At 71.5% G+C, this 15,028-nt stretch carries 10 protein-coding genes; 4 read left to right on the top strand and 6 right to left on the bottom strand.

The features are described from left to right. Positions 1-106: 106 nt before the first annotated feature. Both OHA11_RS30770 and OHA11_RS30765 read left to right on the top strand, forming a co-directional pair. Positions 107-3,607 (top strand): FtsX-like permease family protein, encoded by a 3,501-nt coding sequence (locus OHA11_RS30770; protein WP_266502010.1) that lies wholly within the window; start codon positions 107-109, stop codon positions 3,605-3,607. Positions 3,608-3,971: 364 nt separating this feature from the next. Further along, positions 3,972-6,899 (top strand): FtsX-like permease family protein, encoded by a 2,928-nt coding sequence (locus tag OHA11_RS30765; protein WP_266502008.1) that lies wholly within the window; start codon positions 3,972-3,974, stop codon positions 6,897-6,899. Here OHA11_RS30765 and OHA11_RS30760 read toward each other — a convergent pair. Then, positions 6,868-7,191, bottom strand: coding sequence for a hypothetical protein (locus tag OHA11_RS30760; RefSeq protein WP_266502006.1), 324 nt, complete (start codon positions 7,189-7,191; stop codon positions 6,868-6,870). The two genes, OHA11_RS30765 and OHA11_RS30760, sit on opposite strands and share 32 nt — an antisense overlap. Positions 7,192-7,203: 12 nt before the next feature. Here OHA11_RS30760 and OHA11_RS30755 point away from each other — a divergent pair, with 12 nt between their 5' ends. Next, positions 7,204-8,166 carry an ABC transporter ATP-binding protein gene (locus OHA11_RS30755; RefSeq protein WP_266502005.1) on the top strand — a complete coding sequence of 321 codons (963 nt, stop codon included), beginning with the start codon at positions 7,204-7,206 and terminating at the stop codon, positions 8,164-8,166. Positions 8,167-8,236: 70 nt separating this feature from the next. On the opposite strand, the gene OHA11_RS30750 is transcribed toward OHA11_RS30755, so the two are convergent. Genes OHA11_RS30750 through ettA form a run of 3 tightly spaced genes read right to left on the bottom strand, consistent with a single transcriptional unit; the run spans position 8,237 to position 11,084 of the window. Further along, a complete protein-coding gene (locus OHA11_RS30750; protein WP_266502003.1) occupies positions 8,237-8,983 on the bottom strand; it encodes a hypothetical protein in 747 nt (248 codons plus the stop codon). Continuing rightward, on the bottom strand, positions 8,980-9,417 hold the full coding sequence (locus OHA11_RS30745) for a thioesterase family protein (protein WP_266502001.1): 438 nt from the start codon (positions 9,415-9,417) through the stop codon (positions 8,980-8,982). Before OHA11_RS30745 ends, OHA11_RS30750 begins: the two co-directional genes overlap by 4 nt. 2 nt (positions 9,418-9,419) lie before the next feature. After that, the gene (gene ettA, locus OHA11_RS30740) at positions 9,420-11,084 is read right to left on the bottom strand and encodes an energy-dependent translational throttle protein EttA (RefSeq protein WP_266502000.1); all 1,665 of its coding nucleotides are present in this window, start codon (positions 11,082-11,084) and stop codon (positions 9,420-9,422) included. A 413-nt stretch (positions 11,085-11,497) separates the two neighbouring features. On the opposite strand from ettA, the gene OHA11_RS30735 reads away from it, so the two are divergent. Continuing rightward, positions 11,498-12,469 (top strand): GNAT family N-acetyltransferase, encoded by a 972-nt coding sequence (locus tag OHA11_RS30735; protein ID WP_266501999.1) that lies wholly within the window; start codon positions 11,498-11,500, stop codon positions 12,467-12,469. A 219-nt stretch (positions 12,470-12,688) separates the two neighbouring features. On the opposite strand, the gene OHA11_RS30730 is transcribed toward OHA11_RS30735, so the two are convergent. Further along, on the bottom strand, positions 12,689-14,101 hold the full coding sequence (locus OHA11_RS30730) for a TQXA domain-containing protein (protein WP_266501998.1): 1,413 nt from the start codon (positions 14,099-14,101) through the stop codon (positions 12,689-12,691). A 315-nt stretch (positions 14,102-14,416) separates the two neighbouring features. Next, positions 14,417-14,869, bottom strand: coding sequence for a single-stranded DNA-binding protein (locus OHA11_RS30725; protein ID WP_266501997.1), 453 nt, complete (start codon positions 14,867-14,869; stop codon positions 14,417-14,419). Between the last annotated feature and the right edge of the window lie 159 nt (positions 14,870-15,028).

The raw sequence follows: 15,028 nt of genomic DNA, 5'->3' as shown, positions 1-15,028 counted from the left end.
CATCGCCGGAGATCCAGATCCGGGATGTCAGCGATACGGCAGCGGTACGGCAGCGGTATGCAGCAATACGGCGGGGGGCCGGGTGACGGGGTTCGTCTTTTCGCGCGTGTGGGCGCACCGCCTGCTGTTGTCCGCCGCGCTGATCAGCGTCGTGCTGACCACTGCGGTGCTGGCGACCCTCGCGGCCTACTCGGGCGCGATCGGTGACGCAGCACTGCGCCACTCGCTCGTCGACACGACTCAGGGCGCGGCGGATACGGAGAGCGCGGCTGCCACCGCCCTGATCGTCAAGGCCGACGTGCCCCCTCGGGAACGCGCGGCCGCCGACAAGGCCGTACGGGAGGGAGCGCGGCGCACCTTCGACGGGCTGCCGGTGACACTGCGGACGCTGACGCGATCGGGGCCGTACGCGCTGCCGAGGTCGTCGCAGCCGGCCGCCGCACGGTCGGGGGACCCGGATCTCACGCACTTCGCGGCGCTGGACCGGACACAGGTGCGAATGGCCTTAGGGCGCCTGCCTCGTGCCACGAGAAGCGGCGGCAGTGGCGGTGATGGCGGCGAGATCGAGGTGGCCCTTCCCGAGGCGGCGGCGCGGCAGTTGGCGCTGAAGCCGGGGGCACGGCTGACGCTCGTCGACCGGTTCGACGGTCCGAAGGTACGGATCCTGGTGACCGGGCTGTACCGGCCCACCCAAGTCACCTCGCCCTACTGGCAGTTGGACGATCTGCGCGGACGCGGCATCAGCAAGGTCGACTTCACGACGTACGGGCCACTGCTCGCCGATCCCTCGGTGCTGGCGGGAACGTCACGTCAAAAGCCCGCGGTGAGCGCCGGATCGACCGGCTGGCTGGCGTCCGCCGGCTTCTCGACGCTGACGACCGGGCGGATCGACGCCCTGCGGGACGCGGCCCGCACCGGCCCGCGAGCGCTGCTCAAGTCCCCCTCCCTGCACGGCACCACGGCCGTCACTACCGCACTGCCGGAGGAACTCGACCGGGTAGAGCGGTCGTTGCTGGTCTCCCGTTCGACGCTGTTGATCGTGGCGCTGCAACTGGCGCTGCTCGCCGGATACGCGCTGCTGCTCGTGGCCCGGCTGCTGAGCGTCGAACGGGCGGGCGAGACCCGGCTGTTGCGGGCGCGTGGCGGTTCGCGCCGACGGGTGGCGGGGCTCGCGGGTCTTGAGGCGTTGCTCCTCGCGGTACCGGCCGCCGTGTGCGCGCCGCTGCTCGCCGGGCCGTTGACGCGGCTGCTGGCAGGACAGGGGGCGCTGTCGCGGCTCGGGCTGCGGCTGGACACCTCGGTGGCGGACGGTGGCGTGTGGGCGGTGTCGGCCGGGGTCGCCCTGGGATGCGCGCTGGCGGTGACCGTGCCCGCGCTCACCGCGGGGTCCCCCGGTTCGGCGGGCGGCCGGGCCCCGTCGCTGCCCGCGCCGGTACGGGCCGGTGCGGACGTGGGCCTGCTGGTGATCGCGGCCGTCGCCTACTGGCAGTTGAGCGGGCAGACATCCGGGGCCGTCACCGGCGACCTCTCCGGCACTCTCGGCATCGACCCGCTCCTCGTCTCCGCGCCCGCGCTCGCCCTGCTCGCCGGAACCGTGCTCACCCTGCGTCTGCTGCCGCCCGTCGCCCGCCTCGCCGAACGGCGCGCGGCGAGCGGCCGGGGGCTGCCGACGGCTCTCGCGGGCTGGCAGTTCAGCCGCCGCCCGATGCGCGGCGCCGGGCCCGTACTGCTGCTCGTGCTCGCCATCGCCATGGGCATGCTCGCGATCGGCCAGGGCGCGTCGTGGGACCGCTCGCAGGACGACCAGGCAGACTTCCGGGCCGGTACGTCCGTACGCGTACTCGGCAGCGGCGGCGAGGGCGGGTTGGGGCGCGCCGGGATCTACGCCGACATCGACGGCGTACGCGGAGCCGCTCCCGCGGTGCGTACGACGCTGCCGCTCTCCGGGAACCGGACGGCGACCGTACTGGCGCTGGACACGGCGGACGCGGTGGGCGCGACGGACGCGGTGGACTCCGCGGGCGGGGACGGGGATGAGGGCGCGGGCGGGGGCGGAATGCTGATGCGCGGGGATCTCGCGGAGGAGTCGGCCGAGCAGGTGCTGGCGCGGCTGCGGCCGGAGGAGACCGCTCCGGTGGGCACGGCTCTGCCGAAGGGGAGTACGCGGCTGGGGCTGGCGCTGCGGATCCGGGCGGCGGGAGTCGGGGCGGACGAGAGCTCGGGCTCAGATTCTGTGGAAGGCTCGGACTCGGGCGCGTACCGCTCCGAGATGACGGCCGACGTGACGGTGACGCTGGAGGACCGGTACGGCACTCCGTACAGCCTTCCTATCGGTGAACTGCCCGCCGACGGCCGGGCGCACCGGCTCACCCTGGATCTGGCGCGGGCCGCCGAGGCGCCGACCGGCCGGGCGGCCGAGCCGCTCTCGCTGGCCGGGTTTCAACTGGACATGCGCCAGCCGTCGGGGCGCGCCGAGCAACACCAGCTGTCCGTCGAGGAGTTGACGACGACCGCACCCGACGGCTCGGAGCGGCGCCTCCGGGAGCCCGGCTCCTGGACGGTGACGTCCCGTTCCAACAGCACCACGGTGGATCCCAAGGCGGGCAACGGGCCGACCCGCCCCCGCCTGGAGTCGACGAGCCCGCTGAAGGTCAGCTACGGAACCGGATACATCCCCAGCGAATACACCTGGGAACTCTCGACGTTGACGCTCCGGCTGCGGGCGGCACGGCCCGCCGCACCCGAGGTCACCGCGGTGGCGACCGACGCCTTCCTGAAGGCCGCGGGCGCGCGCACGGGGCAACGGGTGAGCGTGGCGTTCGCGGGCTCGACCGTGACGGTGCGGATCGTGGGGAGCGTCCGGGCGCTGCCGACCACGGAGGATTCCGGAGCCAGAGCCGGAGCCCGATCCGGAGCCGGAGACGCCGCCGGCGGTGGCGGGGACGGTTCCGGCGGGGCGTTGCTGGTCGATCTCCGGTCCGTGAACCGGGTGTTGGAGCAGCGGTACGGCGAGAGCGTGGCGCCCACCGAGTGGTGGCTGCGGACCGCTCCGGGCGCCGAGGGGCGGGTGGCCGCGGAGTTGCGCGCGCGGCCCGATGTGGAGCCGTCGCAGGTGGTCGTGCGCGACGAGATCGCGGAGCGGCTGCGGGACGACCCCTTCGGGGCGGGGCCGGAGTCGGCATTCACCGCGGCGTCCGTGGTCGCCGCCGCACTGGCCGCGGTCGGCTTCGCCGTGAGCACGGCGGGGTCCCTGCGGGAGCGGGGTGCCGAGTTCGCACTGCTCCGGGCACTGGGCGCGCCGCGACGGCAGCTCGCCCGCCTGGTCGCGGCCGAGCAGGCCGTACTGGTGGCGCTGGCGTTGGTGGTGGGCCTGGCGCTGGGGGCGGTGCTGACCCGGGCGGTGATCCCGTTGATCGTGCTGACGTCCCGGGCCACTCGGCCGGTCCCGGAGGTACTGGTGCAACTCCCGCCCGCCCAGGTCGCGTTGCTGCTGGCCGGTGTGGTGATCGCGCCCCTGATCGTCACCGCGGTACTGGCGCTGCGGCGGGGGGATGCGGTGGCTTCGTTGCGGTGGTTGCGTTCGCTGCACGAGCAGGGTGGTGAGTGAGGTGGGACGTCGGTGGTTCGGGGATCGGCGAGGGGAGAAGGACGGACTGGGTTCCCCTGACGGTGGCGGTTCCGGTGTCGGTGCCGGTGGCGAGACCGGTGAGGGTGTCGGTGGCCGTGGAGGTGGAGGTGGAGGTGGAGGTGGCGAGACCGGAGCCGCCACGGGCCCTGGAACCGAAACCGGATTCGAAACCGGATTCGGAACCGGAACCGGAATCGGAACCGGAACCGGGGCCGGGGCCGGGGCCAGCTCCGACTCCAGCCGCCGCCCCCGCCCCTGGGCGCGGGCGGGCTTCCGTCGCCCGGGCAACAGCCCCGTCGTCCCCTGGGTCCGAACCCGCCTCCGTGCCGCTCCCGGGGCCGCCATGGCCCTCGGGCTGCTCGTGCTGGCGACGGTCTGTCTGGCCGCGGCCTTCCCGCGTGCCGTCGACCGTTACGAGGACGAGGGCCTGCGCCAGGCCGTCGTCGAGGCGACGCCACGCAACACCTCCCTCCAACTGTTCGCCATGCAACCGGCCATCGATCTTCCGCAGAAGGAACGGGAGTCGGCGCTGCGCCCGGCCACCCTGCGCGAGCAGTACGGCCGCCTGCTGAATGTGCTCGAACGGCCCCTCGTCACCGACCCCGGGCAGTCCACGTACGGCGTCCGCAACGTCACCGCCCTTGAGGCGGCGGAGACTTGGCTGCCGAGGCCGAGCGGACGGCCCGCGCAGATGTCGCTCGCGGCGCACGAGGGCCTCGCCGAGCACTCCCGGCTGCGTGCGGGCCGCCTCCCGCGCGCCGAGGGCACGGTGACCGCCGCGACCCCGGAAGTGGAGGCCGCGGTCACCCAGGAGACGGCCGACCCCCTCCGGATCAAGGTGGGTTCGGTGATCCACGTCCCCGGCGTGGCGCGCGGCCCGCTCGCCGTCCGTGTCACCGGCATCGTCGCCCCGCGCGACCCCGAGGGCGCCTACTGGGCAACCCAGCCCCTCCTGCGTACCCCGTCCCTCATCCGGCCCCCGACCCAGGGCGGCGAGCCGGAGACGTACTGGCTGGCCGCCCTGCTCCTGTCCCCGGACGCGGCCCCCGCGCTGCTCGGCACCCCGGGCGCCCCCGCGCGCTACTGGCAACTCGCCCCGGATCCCGCCGCCTTGACCGCGAACGAGCTGCCCCGCCTGGGCAAGGCCATCGCCACGCTGGAGTCCGGCCCGGGCCTGCTGAAGGTGCGTGAGGTCACGGCGGACCCGGACGCCGACGCGAGCACAGAGCTCGACGACGTCTTCACCTCGTACGCCGAACTCCGTTCCGGTATCCGCCCCCTCGTCGCCGTCGCCGCCTTCGGCACCGGTACGGTCGCGGTCGTCGTCCTCCTCATGGCCGGTGGCCTCGCCGCCGACCGCCGCCGCAGCGAACTCGCCCTCCTCCGCGCCCGCGGAGCCTCCCTGCGCGGCCTCACGGCACGGCTGTTCGCCGAGACGGCGGTTGTCACCCTGCCGGCCGCCACGCTCGGCCTCACGGGCGTACTGCTCGTCCTCCCGTACGGCCGCTCGCGGTACGCCGTCGGCGCCGCCCTGGCGATCGCGCTCCTCGCCTGCGCCGCGCTCCCCCTGCGCGCCGCTGCCGCCCACCGCGCCGTACGCGTCCACGGAGCTCGCGAGGACCTCGCGGCCGTACGTCCGTCGCGACGCCGTACCGTCGCCGAACTCACCCTGCTCGTACTGGCGTCGGGTGCGGTGTTCACACTGCGAAGGCGGGGAACCTCGGGCGGGGCCGCCGGATCCGGCGACACGGGCGGGACAGGCGGGGCGGGCGGATCGCTGAGCCCGGACGGCGGAGGCGCCCTCGGCCTGGGCGGCTCCGGCGATCAACTCGTCTCACTGGCACCGGTGTTGGTCGGTGTCATCGCCGCACTCGTCCTGGTCCGGCTCTATCCGCTGCCGCTGCGCTGGCTGGCCCGCCCCGCCGGCCGGCTGCGCGGCGCGGTCGGCCATCTCTCGCTGGCGCGCGCGGGCCGCACCTCCGTCTCCGCGGTGCTCCCCCTGCTCGCCCTGCTGACGGCGCTCACCACCGCCGCGTTCGGCGGTTCCGTCCTCGCGGGCGTCGCGGACGCGCGAGACCGGGCGGCCCTCCTCACCCTCGGCGCGGACGCGCGCGTCGAGACGCTCGGGCCCCTGCCGACCGCCCTGCCCGAGCGGATCCGCTCGGTCCCCGGCGTCCAGGAGACCACCGCCCTGAGCATCGCGTACGAGGCGAAGCCCGGGGGCGGCGCGCAGACGGTGCCCGTGGCCGGGGTGGACCCGGAGGGGTACGCACGGCTCTCCGGGCGGACCGGAATGGGGGCGTTCCCGGCGGGCGACTTGAAGGCACCGAAGGCACCGAAGGCAGGACGAACGGGTTCGGCGAAGCCGGAAGGCTCGGCGAAGCCGGAAAACTCCGGGGCGAGCGGCTTGGCAGAAGCCGGCGCCGACGACTCGGCCCAGCAGCCGCTCCCCGCCCTCGCCTCCCCCACGGTCGCCGACCGCTACGGCACCCAGCCCTTCTCCGTACGCCTGGAGGACGGCAGTACGGTCTCCGTCCGCATCACCCTCGTACGCGACCTGACCCCGGCGGTGTCGGGAACGGACTTCCTCGTCGTGGACCGCACCGGCCTCGGCACCGTCGCCGCCCGCCCGACCGCGCTACTGGTGACAGGCGACGACCTAAACGGGGCCGCCCTCCGCAAGGCAGCCGATGCGGATGGCGGTGCCGATGCGGATGCCGGTGCCGGTGCCGACGCCGCGACCGGCACCGACTCCCCCACCGGCACGGACGTACGACTGCGCTCGGAGGAACGCGCGCAGTACGTCGACTCCCCCCTCCAGTCGGGCGCGGAACGCATCTACACGGCGGCGGTCGCGGCGGGCTCCGGATACGCCGTACTCGCGCTGCTGCTAGCCCTGGTGCGCGCGGCACCGGAACGCGCCGCCCTGCTGGCCCGGCTGCGCACCATGGGCCTCACCCGGGGTCAGGGCCGCCGACTGCTCGTACTGGAGGCGCTGCCTCAGGCCCTCCTCGCCGCGGCGGGCGGCACGCTGACCGGCTGGGCGACGATCCGCCTCCTGGCCCCCGGCATCGACCTGACGGCGATCGCCCTCGCCACTCCCGGCGGGACGCCTCCGCCCGGCACGGCCGCGCTGCACACCGACCCGGCATCCCTCGTCCTGCCCGCCCTGACCGTGCTCCTCCTCACGGCGGGCGTCGCGGCGGGCCAGGCGTGGTGGACGGGCCGGCGGGGCTCGATCAGGGAACTGCGGGCGGGGGACGGCCGATGACAACCGCCACGGCCGGAAGCACGCTCTGCACGACGACGACCGGCACGCACGGAACCGTGCTCTGCACGACGCCGACCGGCACGGGCGGAAGCGCGCCTTCCACAACGCCAGGCAGGGGCGGGAGCGTGCCGTCCACTACGAGCGGCACCAGCGGAAACGGGCCCTCCAGGACAACTGACACCAGCGGAGAGGCACCCTCCACCACGACCGCAACAGGCAGAAACGTAAACACAAACGCACCCTCCACAGCGACCGGCACGGGCGGAGACGTGCCCTCGACGACGATCACCACGGGAGCTGCCCGATGACGACCACCGACTTCACCTTCGCCGACCTGGCCGAACGCGCCGCCGCCCGCCGCGACCGACCCGCCTACGGCCACGACGCCCTGATCACCTGCGACCGGCTGGTCCGGATCTTCTCCGCGGACGGTGTCGAGGTCCAGGCGCTCCAGGGCCTCGATCTCCTGGTCCGGGAGGGCGAGTTGATGGCGCTGGTGGGCGCGTCCGGCAGCGGCAAGTCGACCCTGATGAACATCCTGGCCGGGCTGGACACCCCCACCGCGGGCGCCGCCCGGGTCGCGGGCCACGACCTGCTGACGATGAGCGCGAAGGACCGGCTCAGCTACCGCCGCGAGACCGTCGGTTTCGTCTGGCAGCAGACGGCCCGCAACCTCCTCCCCTATCTGACGGCCACCCAGAACATCGCCCTGCCGATGCAGTTGACCGGCGCCCGCAGACATCGTCGCCGCGCCCAGTCCGAACGCGCCCTGGAACTCCTGGAGTTGCTCGGCGTCGCCGACTGCCGGTCCCGCCGCCCGTACCAGATGTCCGGCGGCCAGCAGCAGCGCGTGGCCATCGCCGTGGCCCTGGCCAACGCCCCCGCCGTACTCCTCGCCGACGAACCCACCGGTGAACTCGACTCGCACACCGCCGAACAGATCTTCGCCGCCTTCCGCACCGCGAACAAACACCTCGGCACCACCATCGTCATCGTCACGCACGACCAGGCGGTCGCCGGCGAGGTCCGCCGCACGGTCGCCATCCGCGACGGCCGCACCTCCACGGAGGTCCTGCGCCGCACCGAGGTCGACGCCACGACCGGACACGAGACGGTGGTGGCACGCGAGTACGCGATGCTCGACCGCGCGGGCCGGCTGCAACTCCCCGCCGAGTACACCGCGGCCCTCGGCATGCGCGACCGGGTAGCCCTGGAACTGGAGCCCGACCACATCGGCATATGGCCGGACGACAGCGAGAACGGCTGACCGGCCAACGGCGGCCTGGACATGGCGAGCCGCCAGTAACCAGTAAATGGAGAAGGAAGGGGTCAGGTGCTCAGCGAACGCTGACGTCCAACGCCCCAAGTCCCGCCCTGCGTACGGCGATCGACCCGTACGGCGTACGCAGCCTGAGCCACGCACCCGACGAGAGCAGCCGCAGTACGGCCTCATCGGGCGTGGCCCCGTTCGCGGGCGGAACCGTGCGCGCGGGCGGGGCCCCGTTCGCGGGCGGGGCCGTGTGCGCGGCGGGCCGCAGGAAGCCCAGCGACTGGGCGGCGTGCGCGGCCCGCACGGGGAGCTCGGTGTCGCCGACGGGCCGGGACCAGATCTCCCGCCCGATCCGGTCGAGCGCGGCCCGCGTACGCCCCTCGGGTGCCAACTCGTCGATACGCGACCGGAATTCTGCGACCGCCCCGGCCACCATCGCCCGTACCGCGTCGGGCCCGGGCAGTCCCGGCTCGGGCCGCCAGCCCCCGCGGGGCGGCAGTACCCCGGCCCACGGCGGGCCGGTGACGGCGGCGGGCACGGTCGCGGTGGCCGCCGACTCGTCGAGGGACTCCAGGAGTTCACCGGCCGAGACGGTCACATCGAGCGAGACGTCGAGACCGTTCTCGTACGGCTTCGCGAGGCGTGCCGTACGGATCGCGAGCACCTCGAACGACGGTGGCCTGCCGAACACCGCGAGCGTCGTCCCCGACGCCTGCAGCCGCACCGCGGCCGCGCGGTCGTAGTGGATCAGCCGGGCCAGGAAGGCGGCGAGGTCCGCCGCCTCCCCCTCGTCGGCGAGGTGCAGGGCAGTCATGCCGCAACGGCCCCCGCGGGGTCGTCCCCGTCGCCCTCGTCAGCCTCGTCGTCCGCGTACTCCGCGAGGAACTCCTGCTCCGCGGTGGTGAGACGGCGCGGCCGCTGCGCCTCGAAGTCGAACGGCACGACGACCGTCTGGGCCCGGACGTACACCTGGTCCGAGTCCTTGACCTCGTACGCGACGGTGAACGACGCCGCCCTTATCTGCGTGACCCACAGCTCGATGTCCACCGGGGTGTGCCGGTGGACCAACTGCTGCTTGTAGTCGATCTCATGGCGTGCCACCACGGACCCCTGCTGGAAATCCTTGTCCGGGCGGAACAGGAAGTCGATACGCGCCTCCTCCAGATAGCGGAGGAAGACCACGTTGTTGATGTGGCCGTACGCGTCCATGTCCGCCCAGCGCAGCGGGCAGCGGTAGATATGCCGCAAGATCAGCCCCGGGTCAGCTTCTTGTAGGTGGCGCGGTGCGGACGCGCGGCGTCCGGTCCGAGCCGCTCGACCTTGTTCTTCTCGTACGACTCGAAGTTGCCCTCGAACCAGAACCACTTGGAGTCGCCCTCGTAGGCGAGGATGTGCGTCGCCACCCGGTCCAGGAACCAGCGGTCGTGGGAGACGACCACCGCGGCACCCGGGAACTCGAGCAGCGCGTTCTCCAGCGAGGAGAGGGTCTCGACGTCCAGGTCGTTGGTCGGCTCGTCGAGGAGCAGCAGGTTGCCGCCCTGCTTGAGGGTGAGCGCGAGGTTGAGGCGGTTGCGCTCACCACCGGAGAGGACGCCGGCCGGCTTCTGCTGGTCCGGGCCCTTGAACCCGAAGGCGGAGACGTACGCGCGGGACGGCATCTCGACCTGCCCGACGTTGATGTAGTCCAGTTCGTCGGAGACGACGGCCCACAGCGACTTCTTCGGGTCGATGTTCTCGCGGCTCTGGTCGACGTACGAGATCTTGACGGTGTCGCCGACCTTGATCGAACCGGAGTCCGGCTCTTCGAGACCCTGGATCATCTTGAAGAGAGTGGTCTTGCCGGCGCCGTTGGGGCCGATGATGCCGACGATGCCGTTACGCGGCAGCGTGAAACTGAGGTCGTCGATGAGGACCTTCTCACCGAAGGCCTTGGAGAGGTTCTCCACCTCGACGACGACGCTGCCCAGCCGCGGGCCCGGCGGGATCTGGATCTCCTCGAAGTCCAGCTTCCGCATCTTGTCCGCCTCGGCGGCCATCTCCTCGTAGCGGGACAGTCGCGCCTTGGACTTGGCCTGCCGGCCCTTGGCGTTGGACCGCACCCACTCGAGCTCTTCCTTGAGCCGCTTGGCGCGCTTGGCGTCCTTCTGGCCCTCCACCTTGAGACGGGACTGCTTCTTCTCCAGGTAGACGGAGTAGTTGCCCTCGTAGCCGATGGCGCGGCCGCGGTCGAGCTCCAGGATCCAGCCCGCGACGTTGTCGAGGAAGTACCGGTCGTGGGTGACGGCGACGACGGTGCCGTCGTACTTCGCGAGGTGCTGCTCCAGCCACTGCACGGACTCGGCGTCCAGGTGGTTGGTGGGCTCGTCGAGGAGTAGCAGGTCGGGGGCTTCGAGGAGCAGCTTGCAGAGTGCGACGCGGCGGCGCTCACCACCGGAGAGGTTGGTGACGGGCCAGTCGCCGGGCGGGCAGCCGAGGGCGTCCATGGCCTGCTCCAGCTGCGTGTCCAGGTCCCACGCGTTGGCGTGGTCGAGGTCCTCCTGGAGCTTGCCCATCTCGTCCAGGAGCGCGTCCGAGTAGTCGGTCGCCATGAGTTCGGCGACCTCGTTGAAGCGCTTGAGCTTGCCCATGATCTCGGCGGCGCCGTCCTGCACGTTCTCCAGGACCGTCTTGGCCTCGTCCAGCGGCGGCTCCTGCAGCAGCATGCCGACGGTGTAGCCCGGCGACAGGAACGCGTCACCGTTCGACGGCTGCTCCAGCCCCGCCATGATCTTCAGCACGGTCGATTTACCAGCACCGTTCGGACCGACGACGCCGATCTTCGCTCCCGGCAGGAAGCTCAGGGTGACGTCGTCGAGAATCACCTTGTCGCCGTGCGCCTTGCGCGTCTTGCGCATGGTGTAAATGTACTCAGCCAAGAGAAACCGTCCGGACGCTTGAAATCGGCAGTGGGGAGATACACCCCATCTTGCCTGACGTCCACCCTCGGGTGGTAACCCATATGGCCGGGGGGCTGTGACCTGGGGCTACACCGTTGGCGGTTGTAGCTCGACTGTCACTGTCGGTCGCTGGTGGTCGGCCCCGGCGTTTTTCCGGTGGCCAGCTCGTGGGGCTCCTGGAACGTCGGCCAACTCGTCTCCCGCCTCGACCGGCTGTACGTCGAGGTTCGGCGGTGTCCGCCGCTGTCCGGCCTTATTGGTGTCAGGTACCAGTGTCAGCGAAGAGGACGATCCAGGCGGGCATGGTGATCGCCGGCGGTCGCCGGACCGCTCGCCTCGCCTGCAGCGCACCTCCGTGGTGCGATGGAAAGGGGCGTCGGAGGGACAGAGCGATGATCCCACCAGAAGCGAAGCGCAAGAGTGGCGCGGCCCCAATATCAGTCCGCCCGCTGGGTGAGGCGGACCTGGATCGGGCCGATGAGATCTGCAGGGTCGCTTTCGGGACGTTCCTGGGGGCCCCTGATCCTTTCGGGACCGTCGACTATGTCCGTACGCGTTGGGCGGCCGATCCGCGGGCGGCATTCGCGGCGACGGTCGAGGGCGAAGTAGTTGGATCGAACTTCGCCACCAACTGGGGCAGCGTCGGGTTCTTCGGACCGCTGACCGTGCGTCCAGATCTGTGGGACCAGGGCATCGGCAAGCGTCTGATGGAGCCGGTCATAGACTGCTTCGACGCCTGGGGGAACCGCCACCTCGGCTTGTTCACCTTCGCGCACAGTCCCAAGCATCTTGAGCTCTACCGCCGGTACGGTTTCTGGCCTCGATTCCTTACAGCCATCATGAAGAAACAGGTCACAGACGGTGCCGCAGTCCCCGGCCGGGTGCTCTATGGCGAACTGCCGGCTGCCGAGCGGCCTGACGCGCTGAGTCGCTGTCGCGCACTGACCGGAGCCGTGTACGAGGGCCTGAGCCTGGAACGCGAGATCGTGGCCGCGCACGCGCAGGGACTCGGTGACACCATCCTGCTCCATGGCGCTGCCTCCGATCTCGATGGCCTGGCCGTCTGCCACTGCGGAGCCGGGTCGGAGGCTGGCGCGGACGTGTGCTTCGTCAAATTCGGCGCCGTACGTCCTGGTCCGGAGGCCGCCGACCGGTTCGAGCGACTGCTCGAAGCGTGCGAGCGGCTGGCCGCCGAGCGCGGCCTGGAGCAGCTGGACGCCGGCATGAACCTGGGTCGCCCGGATGCCTACCGGCGCATGATCGACCGCGGTTTCCGCACATGGTTGCAGGGCGTGACCATGCACAGGCCCAGCGAATCCGGGTACAGCCACCCCGACGCGTATGTGATCGACGACTGGCGCTGAGACCACCGCCGAGCGGCCCTGTAGTCGGCCTGTCGCCGGCTGTCGACGACGGCCCGCCCGCCGCCGGACGGAGACCTCGTTCCGCCCGACGATCCCGTGCGGCGGCGGTCACTGGCCGAGACGGCTCAGTGGGCGAGTGAGCGAGCAGTTACCCACTGTCCAGTTGTCAAGGTGCTGTTTCCTTGTTCTCTGTTCTCTCAGTCCTGCTCGGGGGTTCTCTCAGTCCTGCTCGGGCGCCTGCTTCTTGCGGACGAAGAGGACCGCCGCGCCGCCGGCCACGACCAGGGCGATCGCGATGCCTGCAATCACCGGGGTGGAGCTTGAGGCGCCCGTCTCGGCGAGGTCGACCGTCGTGGTGCCGGTGCCGGTGCCGCCCGCCGTGGCCGGGCTGGGCTCGTTCAGCGTCTGGGCCGTCTGGTCGCCGAGGCTGCTCTGCGTCTGGCAGTCGAGTACGCCCTTGAACCGCTTCTCGTAGCCGTTCGGCCCCTTGATCGTGAAGTCGTACGCCTGGTCCTCCTGCAGCGGGATCGTCACGGTCTGTGACGCGCCTGCTGGGATCGTGTGCTCGACGCCCATCAGCTCGAAGGTGAACGCCTCGTCGCCCTCGTTGGCCGCCGTGATGTCCACACCCCCCTTGGCGCAGTTCTTCTCGGCCGACAGCGCGGGAATCGCGCCGGTCTTCGCCCAGTTCGCGGTAGCCGTCGCCGAGACCGTCGACTCGCTGGAGCCGGCGAGGATCTGGGTCTGGCTCCTGGTCTCGGAGGCGAACGCCCGGCCGACCGGCACGGTGGTCGAGGCCTGCACCGTCAGCGCGGCCGAACCGTCCGCGGTGTCCTCGGGGACGTCGAAGAACAACTGGCCGCCGTCGACCGCGGACGTGATCTCCTTGCCGCCTTTGTCGACGACCCTCACTCCGCTCGTCACGTCGGCGGGCGGTGTCACCGTCACACTGCCCGCGTTGGTGTGCACGGTGACCGGGCCGAGCAGCTCACCGGCGCGCCCCGAGACCGCGGGCGGGTCCAGGGCCAGCGAGGCCTCGGGCTCCGCGAGGTTCCGCGCGTTGCGCTGCAGATAGTCGGCGAGCTTCTCCGCCTGCGGGTCGACGGCGTCCACGTCGACACTGTCCGAGTACCGCCAGATCGCCACCTGCGTGCCGGCCGCCGCGTCCTGCTCGGTGAGACCACTCGCGCCCGCCTTCGCGGCCAGCGCGGCGAGGTCGTTCACCTGCGGGTAGGAGTTCTGCAGGATCCAGCGGATCCGGCCCGCGTCGGGGTTGCCGTTCAGTGACGTGCCGCTCCAGGGCGTCTCCTGGTACTTGGCGTCCATCTGCGTCGGGTTGTGGACGTCGACGCAGTAGGTCTGCAGAGTGCCGCCGTTGTCGACGGACATCTCGAACAGCCCCGCGGACACCTGCTTGTCCTCGCCGTTCTCGTGGATGACCGCGATCCCGGACGTCTTGAGCTCACCTATCGTGGCGGTCGCGCCCCCCTGGCTCAGGGGGAGTTCATCGGCAGCGGCCGTACCCACGGCGGTCAGGACGCTCACGGTGACGAGGCCGGACACCAGAGCCGCCGCGGCGAGGCGGGCGGCACCCCGCCCGTGCGCGGACAACACGGAGAACGAAGAAAGCACAGAATTCCCCTTCGAGCAGGACCCGTTGACGTGGGGGGTTACGGTCCCACCAGCAGAATCAGAAGCCCCTAGAGCTATGCCCGGCATCCTAAGGACGGGGCGCACCTCTCTCCCCAGTCACGCCATCGGACAAGCGATCCGACTCGGAATCGTTATCGCCAGATTGAGGTGCGAGCTGGGCTTATCGACAAATCCACGGGGACCGTTCCGAATGTATTCGCCGATAAGCCGCACTTCGGTCGGACGATGACTCCAACACCTGCCGTGCACTTGACGTCGCGTTACGTCACGTCAGGCCAGGGCAGGTCACACACCTCACGTCACCAGAGCCGGTTCCTGCTGTTGTCGAACCGTCGGCTCCGTTTCCCAGTTGGGCTCCGGCCGGGCCGGCGTCTCCGACGGCGTCTCACTCTTGTGGACCCTCCGGAACGCCGCGGTACCGCGCGCCAGATCGTGGCCGATCGCCGTGGCCTCGATGTCCGCGCCCGTCCACGACTGCCCGTCGCGCTGTTCGTAGCGGACCTTCAGCCTCCCCCGCACGACGAGCGGCTCGCCCACCGAGACGGACGCCTGCACATTCGTCGCGAGCGCCCGATTGGCCCACACCGTGAAGAAGTTGGTGTGCCCGTCCGTCCAGGCGTTCTTCTCCCGGTCCCAGTACCGCTGCGTCACCGCCAGCCGGAACCTCGCCGACGCGCCCGTCGCCGTCTCCCGGAACACCGGCCGCGTCGCCACGTTCCCCACCACACACACCGTCGTCTCGTTCATCTCGGAAGTCCTCCCCTGTCCACGCCCACGGGCCCGTCCCGTACGGCTGCGTCTGTCGCGGCGACCGCGCTGCGACCGCGCCACGACCGCGTCGTGGTCCCGTTGCGTTCGCATCGTGATCGCCGCGGTTCCAGACTGCCTCCGCCGGCCCGAGCCCGC

This window comes from Streptomyces sp. NBC_00878 (assembly GCF_026341515.1).
GTDB lineage: Bacteria > Actinomycetota > Actinomycetes > Streptomycetales > Streptomycetaceae > Streptomyces.
This window is presented reverse-complemented; position numbering and strand designations above follow the sequence as displayed.

Bases quoted from the DNA above. Each gene is read 5' to 3' on its own strand.
- OHA11_RS30765 (WP_266502008.1), top strand. From the start codon at position 3,972: ATGGCCCTCGGGCTGCTCGTGCTGGCGACGGTCTGTCTGGCCGCGGCC.
- OHA11_RS30725 (WP_266501997.1), bottom strand. From the start codon at position 14,869: ATGAACGAGACGACGGTGTGTGTGGTGGGGAACGTGGCGACGCGGCCG.
- OHA11_RS30750 (WP_266502003.1), bottom strand. From the start codon at position 8,983: ATGACTGCCCTGCACCTCGCCGACGAGGGGGAGGCGGCGGACCTCGCC.
- OHA11_RS30735 (WP_266501999.1), top strand. From the start codon at position 11,498: ATGATCCCACCAGAAGCGAAGCGCAAGAGTGGCGCGGCCCCAATATCA.
- OHA11_RS30755 (WP_266502005.1), top strand. From the start codon at position 7,204: ATGACGACCACCGACTTCACCTTCGCCGACCTGGCCGAACGCGCCGCC.